Origin of the sequence: Burkholderia sp. HI2714 (genome assembly GCF_002223085.1) — a bacterium.
Lineage (GTDB): Bacteria > Pseudomonadota > Gammaproteobacteria > Burkholderiales > Burkholderiaceae > Burkholderia > Burkholderia lata_D.
This window is the reverse complement of record NZ_NKFM01000025.1, coordinates 53,185-66,976: the sequence shown is the minus strand read 5'-3', so window position 1 is coordinate 66,976 and position 13,792 is coordinate 53,185. Positions and strand designations below refer to the sequence as shown.

The 13,792-nt window shown below is 69.3% G+C and carries 14 protein-coding genes; 7 read left to right on the top strand and 7 right to left on the bottom strand.

Annotated features, from left to right (window positions below; translation table 11 throughout):
* Positions 1–217: 217 nt before the first annotated feature.
* The gene (gene murJ, locus CFB82_RS14360) at positions 218–1,768 is read left to right on the top strand and encodes a murein biosynthesis integral membrane protein MurJ (protein WP_069248688.1); all 1,551 of its coding nucleotides are present in this window, start codon (positions 218–220) and stop codon (positions 1,766–1,768) included.
* Positions 1,769–1,776: 8 nt separating this feature from the next.
* The gene (locus tag CFB82_RS14355) at positions 1,777–2,619 is read left to right on the top strand and encodes a SirB1 family protein (RefSeq protein WP_089446686.1); all 843 of its coding nucleotides are present in this window, start codon (positions 1,777–1,779) and stop codon (positions 2,617–2,619) included.
* 64 nt (positions 2,620–2,683) lie between these two features.
* On the opposite strand, the gene CFB82_RS14350 is transcribed toward CFB82_RS14355, so the two are convergent.
* The 5 genes from CFB82_RS14350 to lpxK all read right to left on the bottom strand — a co-directional run bounded on the left by CFB82_RS14350 (position 2,684) and on the right by lpxK (position 6,694).
* Entirely contained in the window at positions 2,684–3,442 is a 759-nt protein-coding gene (locus CFB82_RS14350) for an SDR family NAD(P)-dependent oxidoreductase (protein WP_089484473.1), read from the bottom strand.
* A 281-nt stretch (positions 3,443–3,723) separates the two neighbouring features.
* Positions 3,724–4,386 carry an adenylate kinase gene (adk, locus tag CFB82_RS14345; RefSeq protein ID WP_011352990.1) on the bottom strand — a complete coding sequence of 221 codons (663 nt, stop codon included), beginning with the start codon at positions 4,384–4,386 and terminating at the stop codon, positions 3,724–3,726.
* A 208-nt stretch (positions 4,387–4,594) separates the two neighbouring features.
* Positions 4,595–5,380, bottom strand: a complete 786-nt coding sequence (kdsB, locus tag CFB82_RS14340) for a 3-deoxy-manno-octulosonate cytidylyltransferase (protein WP_069248686.1) — start codon at positions 5,378–5,380, stop codon at positions 4,595–4,597.
* Between the two features lie 110 nt (positions 5,381–5,490).
* A complete protein-coding gene (locus CFB82_RS14335) occupies positions 5,491–5,685 on the bottom strand; it encodes a Trm112 family protein (protein WP_010090898.1) in 195 nt (64 codons plus the stop codon).
* Positions 5,666–6,694, bottom strand: a complete 1,029-nt coding sequence (lpxK, locus tag CFB82_RS14330; protein WP_089484472.1) for a tetraacyldisaccharide 4'-kinase — start codon at positions 6,692–6,694, stop codon at positions 5,666–5,668. Before lpxK ends, CFB82_RS14335 begins: the two co-directional genes overlap by 20 nt.
* Positions 6,695–7,144: 450 nt before the next feature.
* Between lpxK and xseA the strand changes: the two genes are divergently transcribed.
* The gene (xseA, locus tag CFB82_RS14325) at positions 7,145–8,527 is read left to right on the top strand and encodes an exodeoxyribonuclease VII large subunit (RefSeq protein WP_089484471.1); all 1,383 of its coding nucleotides are present in this window, start codon (positions 7,145–7,147) and stop codon (positions 8,525–8,527) included.
* Positions 8,528–8,753: 226 nt separating this feature from the next.
* Positions 8,754–9,332: a superoxide dismutase [Fe] gene (gene sodB / locus CFB82_RS14320; RefSeq protein WP_011352986.1), complete on the top strand. Its 579-nt coding sequence runs from the start codon at positions 8,754–8,756 to the stop codon at positions 9,330–9,332.
* A gap of 105 nt (positions 9,333–9,437) precedes the next feature.
* Here sodB and chrA read toward each other — a convergent pair whose 3' ends face one another.
* Both chrA and CFB82_RS14310 read right to left on the bottom strand, forming a co-directional pair.
* Positions 9,438–10,649 (bottom strand): chromate efflux transporter, encoded by a 1,212-nt coding sequence (chrA, locus tag CFB82_RS14315; protein WP_089484470.1) that lies wholly within the window; start codon positions 10,647–10,649, stop codon positions 9,438–9,440.
* A gap of 86 nt (positions 10,650–10,735) precedes the next feature.
* A complete protein-coding gene (locus CFB82_RS14310; RefSeq protein ID WP_089484469.1) occupies positions 10,736–11,443 on the bottom strand; it encodes a Crp/Fnr family transcriptional regulator in 708 nt (235 codons plus the stop codon).
* A gap of 81 nt (positions 11,444–11,524) precedes the next feature.
* Between CFB82_RS14310 and CFB82_RS14305 the strand changes: the two genes are divergently transcribed.
* The 3 genes from CFB82_RS14305 (at position 11,525) to CFB82_RS14295 (ending at position 13,784) form a co-directional block, all read left to right on the top strand.
* Positions 11,525–12,049, top strand: a complete 525-nt coding sequence (locus CFB82_RS14305) for an Mpo1 family 2-hydroxy fatty acid dioxygenase (protein ID WP_089484468.1) — start codon at positions 11,525–11,527, stop codon at positions 12,047–12,049.
* Positions 12,042–13,088: a 2-dehydropantoate 2-reductase gene (locus CFB82_RS14300; protein ID WP_089484474.1), complete on the top strand. Its 1,047-nt coding sequence runs from the start codon at positions 12,042–12,044 to the stop codon at positions 13,086–13,088. The genes CFB82_RS14305 and CFB82_RS14300 overlap by 8 nt, the downstream gene beginning before the upstream one ends.
* A gap of 93 nt (positions 13,089–13,181) precedes the next feature.
* Complete coding sequence (locus CFB82_RS14295) at positions 13,182–13,784, top strand: methyltransferase domain-containing protein (RefSeq protein WP_089484467.1); 603 nt, start codon at positions 13,182–13,184, stop codon at positions 13,782–13,784.
* The last annotated feature ends 8 nt before the right edge of the window (positions 13,785–13,792 follow it).

Genomic DNA, 13,792 nt, shown 5'->3' with positions numbered 1-13,792 from the left:
GTCAGCAAACGCATCCATGATCGACGGCATCTCTCGTTCCGGCAAAAAGCGAGAGTAAACCTGAACACGCCGCAACGAACAACCGCTCCAGCCCTTTAGCCACGGGCCTCTTCATGCGGAAGCCCTGGACACCCGCCGAGGAGGGCGCCGGACGCGTGCGCGCTTTTCGGCATCGGCCGCTGGCCGGGCCACGCAACGTCCGTATAATAAGCGCCCCATGAATCTATTCCGAGCCCTGCTGACGGTCAGCGGCTTCACGCTGCTGTCGCGCGTGACCGGACTGGCCCGCGAGACGCTGATCGCCCGTGCGTTCGGCGCCAGTCAATACACCGACGCGTTCTACGTCGCCTTCCGTATCCCGAACCTGCTGCGCCGCCTGTCTGCCGAAGGCGCGTTCTCGCAGGCGTTCGTGCCGATCCTCGCCGAGTTCAAGAACCAGCAGGGGCATGACGCGACGAAAGCGCTCGTCGACGCGATGTCCACCGTGCTGGCGTGGGCGCTTGCCGTGCTGTCGGTGGTCGGGATCGCCGGCGCATCGTGGGTCGTGTTCGCCGTCGCGTCCGGCCTGCACACCGACGGGCAGGCGTTCCCGCTCGCGGTCACGATGACGCGGATCATGTTCCCGTACATCGTGTTCATCTCGCTGACGACGCTCGCCTCCGGCGTGCTGAACACGTACAAGAGCTTCTCGCTGCCCGCGTTCGCGCCGGTGCTGCTCAACGTCGCGTTCATCGCCGCGGCCGTGTTCGTCGCGCCGCACCTGAAGGTGCCGGTGTTCGCACTCGCATGGGCCGTCATCGTCGGCGGCGTGCTGCAGTTCCTCGTGCAGTTGCCGGGTCTGAAGAAGATCGACATGGTGCCGCTGATCGGCCTCAACCCGCTGCGTGCGTTGCGCCACCCGGGCGTGAAGCGCGTGCTCGCGAAGATGGTGCCCGCGACATTCGCGGTGTCGGTCGCGCAACTGTCGCTGATCATCAATACCAACATCGCGTCGCGGCTCGGGCAGGGCGCCGTGTCGTGGATCAACTACGCCGACCGCCTGATGGAATTCCCGACGGCGCTGCTCGGCGTCGCGCTCGGCACGATCCTGCTGCCGAGCCTGTCGAAGGCGCACGTCGATGCCGATTCGCACGAGTATTCGGCGCTGCTCGACTGGGGCCTGCGCGTCACGTTCCTGCTCGCGGCGCCGAGTGCGCTCGCGCTGTTCTTCTTCGCGACGCCGCTCACCGCGACCCTGTTCAACTACGGCAAGTTCGACGCGCACACCGTCACGATGGTCGCGCGCGCGCTGGCGACCTACGGGATCGGCCTGGTCGGCATCATCCTGATCAAGATCCTCGCGCCGGGCTTCTATGCGAAGCAGGACATCAAGACGCCCGTGAAGATCGCGATCGGCGTACTGATCGTCACGCAGATCTCGAACTACGTGTTCGTGCCGCTGATCGGGCACGCGGGCCTGACGCTGAGCATCGGCGTCGGCGCGTGCCTGAACTCGCTGCTGCTGTTCATCGGGCTGCGCAAGCGCGGCATCTACCAGCCGTCGCCGGGCTGGCTGCGCTTCTTCGTGCAGCTGATCGGCGCGGCGCTCGTGCTCGCCGGCCTGATGCACTGGCTGTCGATCAGCTTCGACTGGACCGGGATGCGTGCGCAGCCGCTCGATCGCATTGCGCTGATGGCCGCGTGCCTCGTGCTGTTCGCTGCACTATATTTCGGTATGTTGTGGGTGATGGGCTTCAAATACGCTTATTTCAGAAGGCGCGCCAAGTGACGACCGCAATGACCCGCGTCCTCGACTACTTCAGCACGCTCGTGGCAGACGACGACAGCCTGCCCGTCACGGAAGCGGCGCTGTCGCTGGCGCAGGACGCGTATCCCGACCTCGACCTGCAGGGCACGCTGGCCGAACTCGACATGCTGGCGGCGCGGCTGCGCCGGCGGCTCACGGACGATGCGGACCTGAAGGGCCGCGTCGCCGCACTGAACGATTTCTTCTTCCGTGAGCTCGGCTTCGCGTGCAATCACAACGACTACTACGACCCCGATAACAGCCACCTGAACGCCGTGCTGAAGCGGCGGCGCGGGATCCCGATCTCGCTGTCGGTGCTGTACCTGGAGCTCGCCGAGCAGATCGGCGTGCCGGCGCGCGGCGTGTCGTTCCCCGGCCACTTCCTGCTGCGCGTCACGCTGCCGGACGGCGACCTGATCATCGATCCGGCCAACGGCCATTCGCTGTCCGAAGCCGAGATGGTCGAGATGCTCGAGCCGTATGTCGCACGTGCGGCCGGTGCGGTCGACAGCGCGTTGCGTGCGCTGCTGCAGCCGGCGACGAGCCGCGAGATCATCGCGCGGATGCTGCGCAACCTGAAGACGATCTATCTTCAGACGGAACGCTGGCAGCGCCTGCTCGCGGTGCAGCAGCGGCTCGTGATCCTGTTGCCCGAGCACGTCGATGAAGTCCGCGACCGCGGATTCGCGTATGCGCGGCTCGATTACCTGCGCCCCGCGCTCGAGGATCTCGAGCAGTATCTCGGCGAGCGGCCGGACGCGGACGACGCCACCGTCGTCGAGTCGCAGGTGACCGAATTGCGGCAGCGGATGCAGCGCGACGGCGAAGATTGAGCCATCGCCACGCTGCCGGAACCCTGAATGAAAAGACGCCCGCATCGCGGGCGTTTTTTTGTGCCTATTTCGGCTGCATCCGGATCGCGCCGTCGAGGCGGATCACTTCGCCGTTGAGCATCGGATTCTCGACGATCTGGCGTACCAGCAGCGCGTATTCGGCCGGTTTGCCGAGCCGCGGCGGGAACGGTACCATCGCGCCGAGCGCGTCCTGCACGTCCTGCGGCATGCCGAGCAGCATCGGCGTCTCGAACAGGCCGGGCGCGATCGTCATCACGCGGATGCCGCTGCGCGACAGGTCGCGCGCGATCGGCAGCGTCATGCCCGCGACGCCGGCTTTCGACGCCGCGTACGCGGCCTGGCCGATCTGCCCGTCGAACGCGGCAACTGACGCGGTGCTGACGATCACGCCGCGCTCCCCGTCCGCGGTCGGCGCGGTCGCTGCCATCGCGGCGGCCGCGAGCCGGATCATGTTGAACGTGCCCACGAGGTTCACGTTGATCGTCTTCACGAACACGTCGAGCGGATGCGCGCCGTCCTTGCCGACGGTCTTCGCGGCGGGCGCGATGCCCGCGCAATTCACGAGGCCGCGCAGCGTACCGGCTTGCGTTGCCGCACCGACGGCCGCCTGCGCGTCGGCTTCGCTCGACACGTCGCAGTGCACGAAGCTGCCGCCCAGCTCGGTCGCGAGCGCGGTGCCCGCCGCGTCGTTCAGGTCGGCGAGCACGACCGTGGCACCTGCCTGCGCGAGCATCCGCGCCGTGCCGGCGCCGAGGCCCGATGCGCCGCCCGTGATCAGAAACACGTTGCCGCGAATCTCCATGACTGTCTCCGTTGTTGAGCGCCCCTGACGCTTCAGTGCTCAGGGGCGGGCCCATCCAAAGTGGTCGAGCGCTGTTGGCGTTGGGGCGCTGGTTGCGGTGCCGCGCAAAGCGGTTGCCTGATTCGATGCCGTGCGATCGGTTGAAATGCCTGCGCCCGGGTAAAGGGAGCGCCCGCACCCGACCGATTGTACGGGGCGCTCTCGAACCCTCCACGGTTTCCTGCGATGAACCAAAAAAAAACCGCCCGGAAAGGGCGGCTTGCGGGTGCGCGATGCGCTGCTTACTTCAGTGCGCCAAACGCGCGCTCGCGGATTTCCTCGACGCTGCCGAGGCCCGAGATCTTGCGATACTGCGGCGCCTTCAGGCCGTTTTCCTCGCCGCGCTGCGCCCAGTCGCCGTAGTACGTGATCAGCGGCTTGGTCTGCGCTTCGTACACTTCGAGACGCTTCTTGACGGTTTCTTCCTTGTCGTCGTCGCGCTGGATCAGCGGCTCGCCCGTCACGTCGTCGTGGCCTTCGACCTTCGGCGGGTTGAACTTGACGTGGTACGTGCGGCCCGATGCCGGGTGCGTGCGGCGACCGCTCATGCGCTCGATGATTTCCGAGAACGGCACGTCGATCTCGAGCACGTAGTCGATCGCGACGCCGGCTTCCTTCATCGCGTCAGCCTGCGCGATCGTGCGCGGGAAACCGTCGAACAGATAGCCGTTCGCGCAGTCGGATTCCTTCAGGCGTTCCTTGACGAGGCCGATGATCAGCGCGTCCGGTACGAGCTTGCCGGCGTCCATGTAGCCCTTCGCCTCGACGCCGAGCGGCGTGCCGGCCTTCACGGCCGCGCGCAGCATGTCGCCCGTCGAGATTTGCGGGATGCCGAATTTTTCCTTGATGAAGTTTGCCTGGGTGCCCTTTCCCGCGCCGGGCGCGCCCAACAGGATCAAACGCATGGTGATATCTCCAGTATGTAGATTCGTGTGGCGAGACGAAAAAAGCGCCGGCGACGGTGTGCGCGGGGCTTGCCTGGCGCGTGGCGGACCGGTCTGATGCGGCGCGTCGGGTTGGGCGACGCGCGGCTGCCGGCAGGGCCGCGGGCGGGGTCAAGCGAGGACGCGCTGGTCGCGGACGGCTCGCACAATCGCCTGATTATGCCACGGGTTATTTTGATGACGGCTGAAAAAGGGCCTGCACGCGTGCGAGATCGGCCGGCGTGTCGATTCCGGCTTCCGGCGCGGACTCGGTGATCAGCACGGCGATGCGCTCGCCGTGCCAGAGCGCGCGCAGCTGTTCGAGCTGCTCGGCCTGTTCGATCGGCGCCTGCGCGAGCGTCGGATACGTGCGCAGGAAACGCGCGCGATACGCATAGAGGCCGATGTGCCGGTAGACCGGGAAGGCCGGTGCAGGCAGGGCCGCGACGTCGGGCCAGTGCGGCTGGTACGCATCCCGGCTCCACGGAATCGGCGCGCGCGAGAAGTACAGCGCGACGCTCTGCGCGTCGAGCGCGACCTTCACCACGTTCGGGTTGAACACGTCGGCCGCGTCGTGGATCGGGTGGGCGGCCGTCGCAATCGCGCAGGCCGGATGCGCGGCGAGGTGCGACGCTACGTCGCGCACGAGCACGGGGTCGATCAGCGGCTCGTCGCCCTGTACGTTGACGACGACGGTGTCGTCGCTCCACCCGAACGTCGCCGCGACTTCCGCGAGCCGGTCGGTGCCGGACGGATGGTCGGCGCGTGTCAGCACCGCTTCGAAGCCGTGATCGCGGGCCGCATCGAGCACGCTCTGCGCGTCGGACGCAACCAGCACCTGCTGCGCGCCCGCTTCGCGCGCGCGCTCGGCGACGCGCACGACCATCGGCTTGCCGCCGAGATCGGCGAGCGGCTTGTTGGGGAGCCGCGTCGACGCGAGCCGGGCGGGAATGACGGCGATGAAGGGTTGAGTCATCGGGGAGGGCGGTGAGAAGAACGGAGCGGGCGGCGCGTCGGGTGCGGGCCGCCCGGCGGGTTCGGCGCCCTCGCAGCGGGCAGGCCGCGGCGAGGGCCGGGTCGGGCGCCTTAGCGGCCGGCCGGGTCGACCGGCGTGCCTTCGACGGTCTGGCGCGCCTCGTCGACCAGCATCACGGGGATGCCGTCGCGGATCGGGTAGGCGAGCTTGTCCGCATTGCAGATCAGCTCCTGCGCGGCACGGTCATAGTGGAGCGGGCCTTTGCAGATAGGGCACACAAGGATTTCAAGCAGGCGAGCGTCCACGGAGTTTCTCCACAACGAGGGCAATGAGGCGAGGGTCGAGCGCGGCTTCGACGGGGACCACCCACAGTCGGGCGTCGCGCCAGGAAGCGCCCAATTTTACTGCATCCTTCTCGGTGATCAGGATCGCATCGACGGCGTCGTCGACGAATGGATTGTCGGCGAACGCGTAGTGGTCGGGCAGCGCGCGAGTGGCCGGCGCGAGACCGGCCGTGCGCAGCGTCGCGAAGAAGCGTTCCGGCGCGCCGATGCCGGCGGCGGCGAGCACGCGCTCGTGCGCGAATTGCGACAGCGGACGGCGCAGCGCGGGCTGGTCGAGGTGCCACGCGGCGCCCGGCGTGAGCGCGAGCGAATAGGTGTTGGGCCACGGCGGCAGCGCGCCGCTGTACGGATCGTTGACGAGCGTGGCGTCGCGGTGCCGCGACAGCGGTTCGCGCAACGGCCCGGCCGGCAGCAGGAAGCCGTTGCCGCCGAGCCGGTGGTCGAACACGACGAGCTCGACCGTGCGCGCGAGGCGGTAGTGCTGCAGGCCGTCGTCGCTGACGATCACGTCGACGTCCGGATGCGCGGCACGCAGCGCCTGCGCGGCCGCGACGCGATCCGGGCAGACCCAGACGGGTGCGCCGGTGCGGCGTGCGATCAGGAGCGGTTCGTCGCCGCCCGCGCTGGCGCGCGACGCGGGCGTGACGGCGGTCGGCGCCTTCACGTTCGCACCGTAGCCGCGCGACACGATGCCGGGCGTGAAGCCGGCCGCGCGCAACGCGTCGACGAGTGCGATCACGGTCGGCGTCTTGCCGGTGCCGCCGACGGTCACGTTGCCGACCACGACGACGGGCACGCCGACGTCGACCGGTTTCTTCCAGCCCTGCGCGTAGGCGGTGCGCCGCAGCGCCGCGCACAGGCCGAACACGCAGGCGAACGGCGTGAGCGCCCACGCGAGCGCGCCGCGGCGCTGCCATTCGCGCGTCAGGCGGGCTTCGAGCCGGGCGAGCGGGCCGTCGGGCGCGCTCATCGGGCCGGGCGCGGCATCTCGTGCGCCGCGTCGTGGGACGGATTCGTCAAGGCGGATTCTCCGTGGGGCGGCGCATGCCGCGGGGTCTGCGGAAGGCGGCACTCTAGCGCGCCGCAGGCGGGGGCGGCAAGCGCGACCGGCCGCCGCAGCCTCCGGGGCCGGATCGTGGCGGCTTGTGGGTAACTCTGTGAAAAACTCCTCGTTCGATGACGCCAAACGCCCGCCGGGCGGGCCTCGAATCGGATGAGAATCATTCAGAAAGATTTAAAAATGTATAAAAATCAATGTGTTGGAGGGAATTGTCTGGATTTTTCAGCGGTTTTCACGCGTTTTGGGCCGATGATTGCCAAAGTGTGGACACCTTGCGAACGTCACGGGACATGCGCCCGGCGCTGGACGTCGCGCGCGTGTCGGACTATCGTGTCGCCGCCAGCATTCATCCGACCGTCCATGCCTTCCGACTCCCCATTTGCCGCACCGGGCGCGACCCGCGGCGGCGACGAAGTGATTCCCGTTTCGGCGCTCAATCGCGCGATTTCGACGATGCTCGAGCGCTCGTTTCCGCTGCTGTGGATTTCGGGCGAAGTGTCGAATTTCACGCGCGCCGCAAGCGGCCACTGGTATTTCTCGATCAAGGACCAGCAGGCGCAGATGCGCTGCGTGATGTTCCGCGGCCGCGCGCAATACGCGGAGTTCACGCCGCGCGAAGGTGACCGGATCGAGGTGCGCGCGGTCGTCACGATGTACGAGCCGCGCGGCGAAGTGCAGCTCAACGTCGAGGCCGTGCGGCGCACCGGGCAGGGGCGCCTGTACGAGGCGTTCCTGCGGCTGAAGGCGCAGCTCGAAAGCGAGGGGCTGTTCGCGCCCGAGCGCAAGCGGCCGTTGCCGGCCCATCCGCGCGCGATCGGCATCGTCACGTCGCTGCAGGCGGCGGCGCTGCGCGACGTGCTGACCACGCTCGCCCGTCGCGCGCCGCACATTCCGGTGATCGTCTATCCGGCTCCCGTGCAGGGTGCGGGTTCCGCCGAAAAGCTCGTCGCGGCCGTCGAGACCGCGAATGCGCGCCGCGAGGTCGACGTGCTGCTGGTCTGTCGCGGCGGCGGCTCGATCGAGGATCTGTGGTCGTTCAACGACGAGGCGCTGGCGCGTGCGATCGCGGCGAGCGAGTTGCCGGTCGCCAGCGGCGTCGGGCACGAAACCGATTTCACGATCGCGGACTTCGCGGCCGACGTGCGCGCGCCGACGCCGACCGGTGCCGCCGAGCTGGCGAGCCCGCAACGCGCGCTGCTGCTGCGCGAGGTCGACGAGCGCCAGCGCGCGCTCGCGCGGGGCATGGAGCGCCGGCTCGAACAGCGCGCGCAGCAGCTCGACTGGCTCGCGCGCCGGCTGGTGAGCCCGGCCGAGCGGCTGCAGCGGCAGCGCACGCACGTCGAGCAGCTCGCGGTGCGGCTGGCGTCGGCGGCGTCGCGGCCGGTGCGCGACGCGCGCGCGCGGTTCGCGCTCGCGCAGTTGCGCTGGCAGCGCGCACGCCCCGATCCGTCGCAGGCGCGCCAGGCGCTCGCGGGGCTGTCGCAGCGTCTTGCGCTGGCCTTGCAGCGCCGTCACGAACGCGACACGGCTCGCGTGTCAGCCTGTGCGGCAAGGCTCGAGGTATTGAGCCCGCAGCGCACGCTCGAGCGCGGTTATGCGGCGCTGATCGATGCGCAGACGGGCCGCGCGGTGCGCACGCCGAACGCGCTGAAGCCGCAGCGCCGCCTGACCGTGCATCTCGCGGAAGGCTCGGCCGACGTGTCGATCGCCGACGTGCAGCCGCGGCTGACGGATACGATCTGACTTAAGCGGCGCGAGCGAAGCGAGCGTCGTCGCAACACATGCATCGTGGCGGGAACGGATGCTGCGCATCGTCGGGTTCGTCCTGCCGGACGTTGCGCAAACATCGCTTTTCCGCATACCGCGGATAAATGGCCCGTGAGTTTGCGGGGTTATTCGTCCTCGCCTACAATCGGACGCTCGGCAGCATTCAACACAGCCTCCCTACATACTCAACGAAGGAATCGCCATGGCTCATACGCTCCCGCCGCTCCCGTACGCTGAAGACGCACTCGCGCCGACCATCTCGCTCGAGACGATCCAGTACCACTACGGCAAGCACCATCAGGCTTATGTGACGAACCTGAACAATCTGATCCCGGGCACGGAATTCGAAAACCTGTCGCTGGAAGAGATCGTGAAGAAGTCGTCGGGCGGCATCTTCAACAACGCCGCGCAAATCTGGAACCACACGTTCTTCTGGAACAGCCTGTCGCCGAACGGCGGCGGCGCACCGACGGGCGCGCTGGGCGACGCGATCAACGCGAAGTGGGGTTCGTACGACGCATTCAAGGAAGCGTTCACGAAGGCTGCAGTCGGCACGTTCGGCTCGGGCTGGGCATGGCTCGTGAAGAAGGCTGACGGTTCGCTCGACATCGTGTCGACGAGCAACGCAGCAACGCCGCTGACGACCGCCGACAAGGCACTGCTGACGATCGACGTGTGGGAACACGCGTACTACATCGACTACCGCAACGCACGTCCGAAGTTCGTCGAAGCGTTCTGGAACATCGTGAACTGGGACTTCGCAGCGAAGAACTTCGCGTAAGGTCCGGCGCCTGCGCGCCGCTACGGCGCGCGGCACCCAGCAAAAAGCCCTCGAAGCGAGGGCTTTTTGTTTTTCGTCGCCTGCGAACGTGCCGCGCGTGCCCGATCAGGCCAGCAGGCCGAACCCCCACCCGAGCCCGGCGCTCGCGATCACGACGGCCCACGGCGGCACGCGCCAGAACACCAGCGCGACGAATGCGACGAGCGCGGCGGCCAGATCATGCGGCGCCACGATCGTGTCGGTCCAGACCGGGTGATAGAGCGCGGCGACCAGCAGCCCGACGACGGCCGCGTTCACGCCCGCGAGCGCGCCCTGCATCCGCGTGCTGCGGCGCAGGCGTTCCCAGAACGGCGCGGTGCCGGCCACCAGCAGGAACGACGGCGCGAAGATCGACACCAGCGCGATCGTGCCGCCGAGCCAGCCGTTCGGCGCGTGGTGCAGCGATGCGCCGAGGAACGCCGAGAACGTGAACAGCGGCCCCGGCACGGCCTGCGCGACGCCATATCCGGCCAGGAACGCCGCATCGCCGACCCAGCCGGGTGCGACCACGGCCGCCTGCAGCAGCGGCAGCACCACGTGGCCGCCGCCGAACACGAGCGCCCCCGTGCGAAAGAACGCATCGACGACGGCAAGCGTGTCGGGGCGCAGCGCGCGGGCCGCGAACGGCAGGACGACGAGGAGCGCCGCGAACAGCGTGAGCCACAGCACGCCCGCGCGAGGCGACACGTGCAGCGGCAACGGTTCGTGCGCGTCGCGTGCCGGCTGCGGCAGCAGCACGAGGCCGGCCAACCCGGCCGCGACGATCACCGCGACCTGGGTCCACGCGGCCGGTGCGAGCAGCGCCACGCAGGCGGCCGCGGCCATCAGCGTGACGCGGCGCGCATCCGGGCACAGCGTGCGCGCCATGCCCCACACGGCTTGCGCGATCACGGCGACCGACACGATGCGCAGCCCGTGCAGTGCGCCGGCTTCGATCGGCGCGCCCGTTGCATGCACGCCGAGCGCGAACAGCATCATCAGCAGCGCCGACGGCAGCGTGAAGCCGAGCCATGCGGCGAACATGCCCGCGTAGCCGGCGCGCGCGAGGCCGATCGCCATCCCGACCTGGCTGCTCGCGGGCCCCGGCAGGAACTGGCACAGCCCGACGAGATCCGCGTACGTGCGCTCGGTGAGCCAGCCGCGCCGCGTGACGAATTCGGTGCGGAAGTAGCCGAGATGCGCGACCGGGCCGCCGAACGACGTGAGGCCGAGCCGCAGGAACGCGATGAACACCGGCCACGGATGGCGGGAGGAAGCGGAGGCGGTCGACGTGCTCAAGGCGGTGCGGGCGGAAGAACGGACGAGCCGCCACGATAGCGCAACGCGGTGACGGTGGGGAGGCCGCGTGGCGGTGGTGCTGAACCTCAGCGCATGCCGTCGGGCAACCCGCTCGCGCGCCGTAGCGCATCGACGTCGACGAGCTCGATCGCGCCGACGTGCAGCCGCACGACGCCGTCGGCCTGTAGCGCCTTCAGCAACTGGTTGGTGGTCTGCCGCGTCAGCGACAGCATCGCCGCGAGCTTTTCCTGCGACAGCCGGATGCGGGTGCGGCCGGCGCTGATTCCGCCGTAGCCGTCGGCGATCATCAGCAGCCGGGCGGCGAGCCGCTGCGCGGCCGGCATCACGCTCATCGATTCGACGGTCAGGAAGCTCAGGCGCAGTTTCTGCGCCATCAGCAGCGCGAATTGCCGCCAGTATTGCGGCGTCGCGTCGAGGATCGCGAGCAGCGCGGCCTGCGGGACGTGCAGCAGCAGCGCGTCGTCGAGGGCGATCGCGTCGTGCGTGCGCGGCTGGCCGTCGAACAGCGCGATTTCGCCGAACCAGGTGACGGGCTCGGCCACCGTCAGCAGCGCTTCCTTGCCCTGCGGGTCGACCGCACCTATCGTGAGTGAACCGGCCAGTACCGCGTACAGCCCGCATGGCGGGTCGCCGCGCCGGAACAACGCATGACCGGCCGGCAGACGGCGCAGCGTCGCGCGCGCGATCAGGTCGGCGCGCAGCGCGGGCGGCAGCGCGGCGAACCACGGGTTCGCTTCGATCTGCGGCAGGTACGGGGCGAGCGAGGCAGGCATGGGCACGCGATGTCGGGTAGCTGACAGAGGTTCTCGGGCGTGACGCGCATCATAGCGCTCAATAACCGATCAGGAGACGCGATGAAGACCCTCGAAGACCATCTTTCCCAGTATGCGGCCTACCATCGCGACGCGCGCAACATCGCGACGCATCTGGTCGGCATTCCGATGATCGTGTTCGCGGTCGAGGTGCTGCTGTCGAGGCCGGCGCTCGGGATGCTGGCCGGCATCGCGCTGTCGCCGGCGCTGCTGCTGGCCGTCGCGTTCGCGGTGTTCTACCTGCGTCTCGACCTGCGGTTCGGGATCGTGATGATCGCGCTGTTCGCGCTCGGCCTGTGGGCCGCACAGGCGCTCGCGTCGCTGCCGACCGCGCAATGGCTCGCGATCGGCATCGGCGCGTTCGTCGTCGGCTGGATCGTGCAGTTCGTCGGGCACTGGTTCGAGGGGCGCAAGCCCGCGTTCGTCGACGATCTGGTCGGCCTGATGGTCGGGCCGCTGTTCGTCGTTGCCGAGGTCGCGTTCTTCGCGGGGCTGCGCGGTGACGTGCGCCGCGAAGTCGAGCGTCGGGCCGGCCCCGTGCACGGCGGCGCGCATTCGCATGTCTGACACCCCGGTTTGCGTGTTCGGCGCGGGCGCCGTCGGCTGCTATCTCGGTGGCCGGCTTGCGGCGGCCGGCACGCATGTGACGCTCGTCGGCCGCGCACGGATCGGTGACGCGATTCATCGGCACGGGTTGACGCTGACTGACCAGCGCGGCTATCGCGCAACGCTCGCGCCGGCCGACGTCGTGTTCGAGACCGATCCGGCGGCTGCGGCCGCCGCGCGGCTCGTGCTCGTGGCGGTGAAATCGGCCGCGACGCGTGAGGCCGCGGTGCAGCTTGCCGGCGTGCTGCGGCCCGGCACGGTCGTGATCAGTTTCCAGAACGGCCTGCACAACGCCGACGTGCTGCGCGAAGCCCTGCCACATGCCACCGTGCTGGCCGGCATGGTGCCGTTCAACGTGATCGAGCGCGAGCCCGGTGCGTTTCACCAGGGTTCGGCCGGTGCGCTGGCGGCCGAAGCCTCCCCCGCGCTGACGCCGTTCGCCGACGCATTCGCGCGCGCCGGGCTGCCGCTCGTGCTGCACCGCGACATGCGGGCCGTGCAATGGGCGAAGCTGCTGCTCAACCTGAACAACGCGGTCAACGCGCTCGCGAACCTGCCGCTGCGCGACGAACTTGCGCAACGCGCGTACCGGCGCTGTGTTGCGCTAGCGCAGCGCGAAGCGCTGCACTGGCTGGCGCGGGCCGCGATCCGGCCCGCGCGGCTGACGCCGTTGCCGGCCGGGTGGCTCCCGGCCGTGCTCGACTTGCCCGATCCGGCGTTTTGCGTGCTCGGCGGCCGGATGCTCGCGATCGACCCGCTCGCGCGTTCGTCGATGTCCGACGATCTTGCGGCGGGGCGGGCGACGGAAGTCGAGTGGATCAACGGCGAGGTCGTGCGGCTGGCCGCGCACTTCGGCGGGCACGCGCCCGTCAATGCGCGACTGTGCGCGCTCGTGCACGACACGGAACGTGCGGCGGCGCGCCCGGCCTGGCGCGGCGATGCGCTGTGGGCCGAGCTGACCGCGCAGGCGCCGCGCGCGGGCGACGTGCGGGCCGCGTAGGGGCGGCGCAGCCCGTCGCGCGAGGTGCCGCACGGGAGGCGCAACGGCTAAGATGCGGAGTGCGTCATACGACGCCTATGCGGAGCCGTCACCATGGTGGATCGCCCGACTCTCGATGCCTACGACGCCCATGCCGCGCAATACGCGCAGGACTGGCTCGACCAGGCTGCGCCCGACGACATGTACGCGCTGCTGGAGCAGCATTTCTCGCCGGGGCCGACCGCGGACGTCGGCTGCGGGGCCGGGCGCGATACGGCCTGGCTCGCGTCGCGCGGCTTCGACGTGCGCGGCTACGACGCGAGCGCCGCGCTGCTCGACGAGGCGCGACGCCGCCATCCGGACCTCACCTTCGAGCTGGCCGCGCTGCCGGCGCTGGCCGGCGTGCCGTCCGGCGCGTTTCGCAACGTGCTGTGCGAAACGGTCGTCATGCATCTCGAACAGGCGGAAGCGGCCGCCGCCGCCGCGCGGCTGGCCGAGCTGCTGATGCCGGGCGGCACGTTGTACATGAGCTGGCGGGTGGCCGGAACCGGCGCGCTGCGCGACGAGCGCGGCCGCCTCTACACGCCGCTCGATTCGGCGCGGATGCGGGCGGCGCTGGGCGCCGGCACGCAGGTGATCGACGAGCACGAGGTCGTCAGCGCATCGTCCGGCAAGCGCGTGCACCGGCTGATCGTACGCAAGACCGCCGCCGCCTAGGTAAGGCG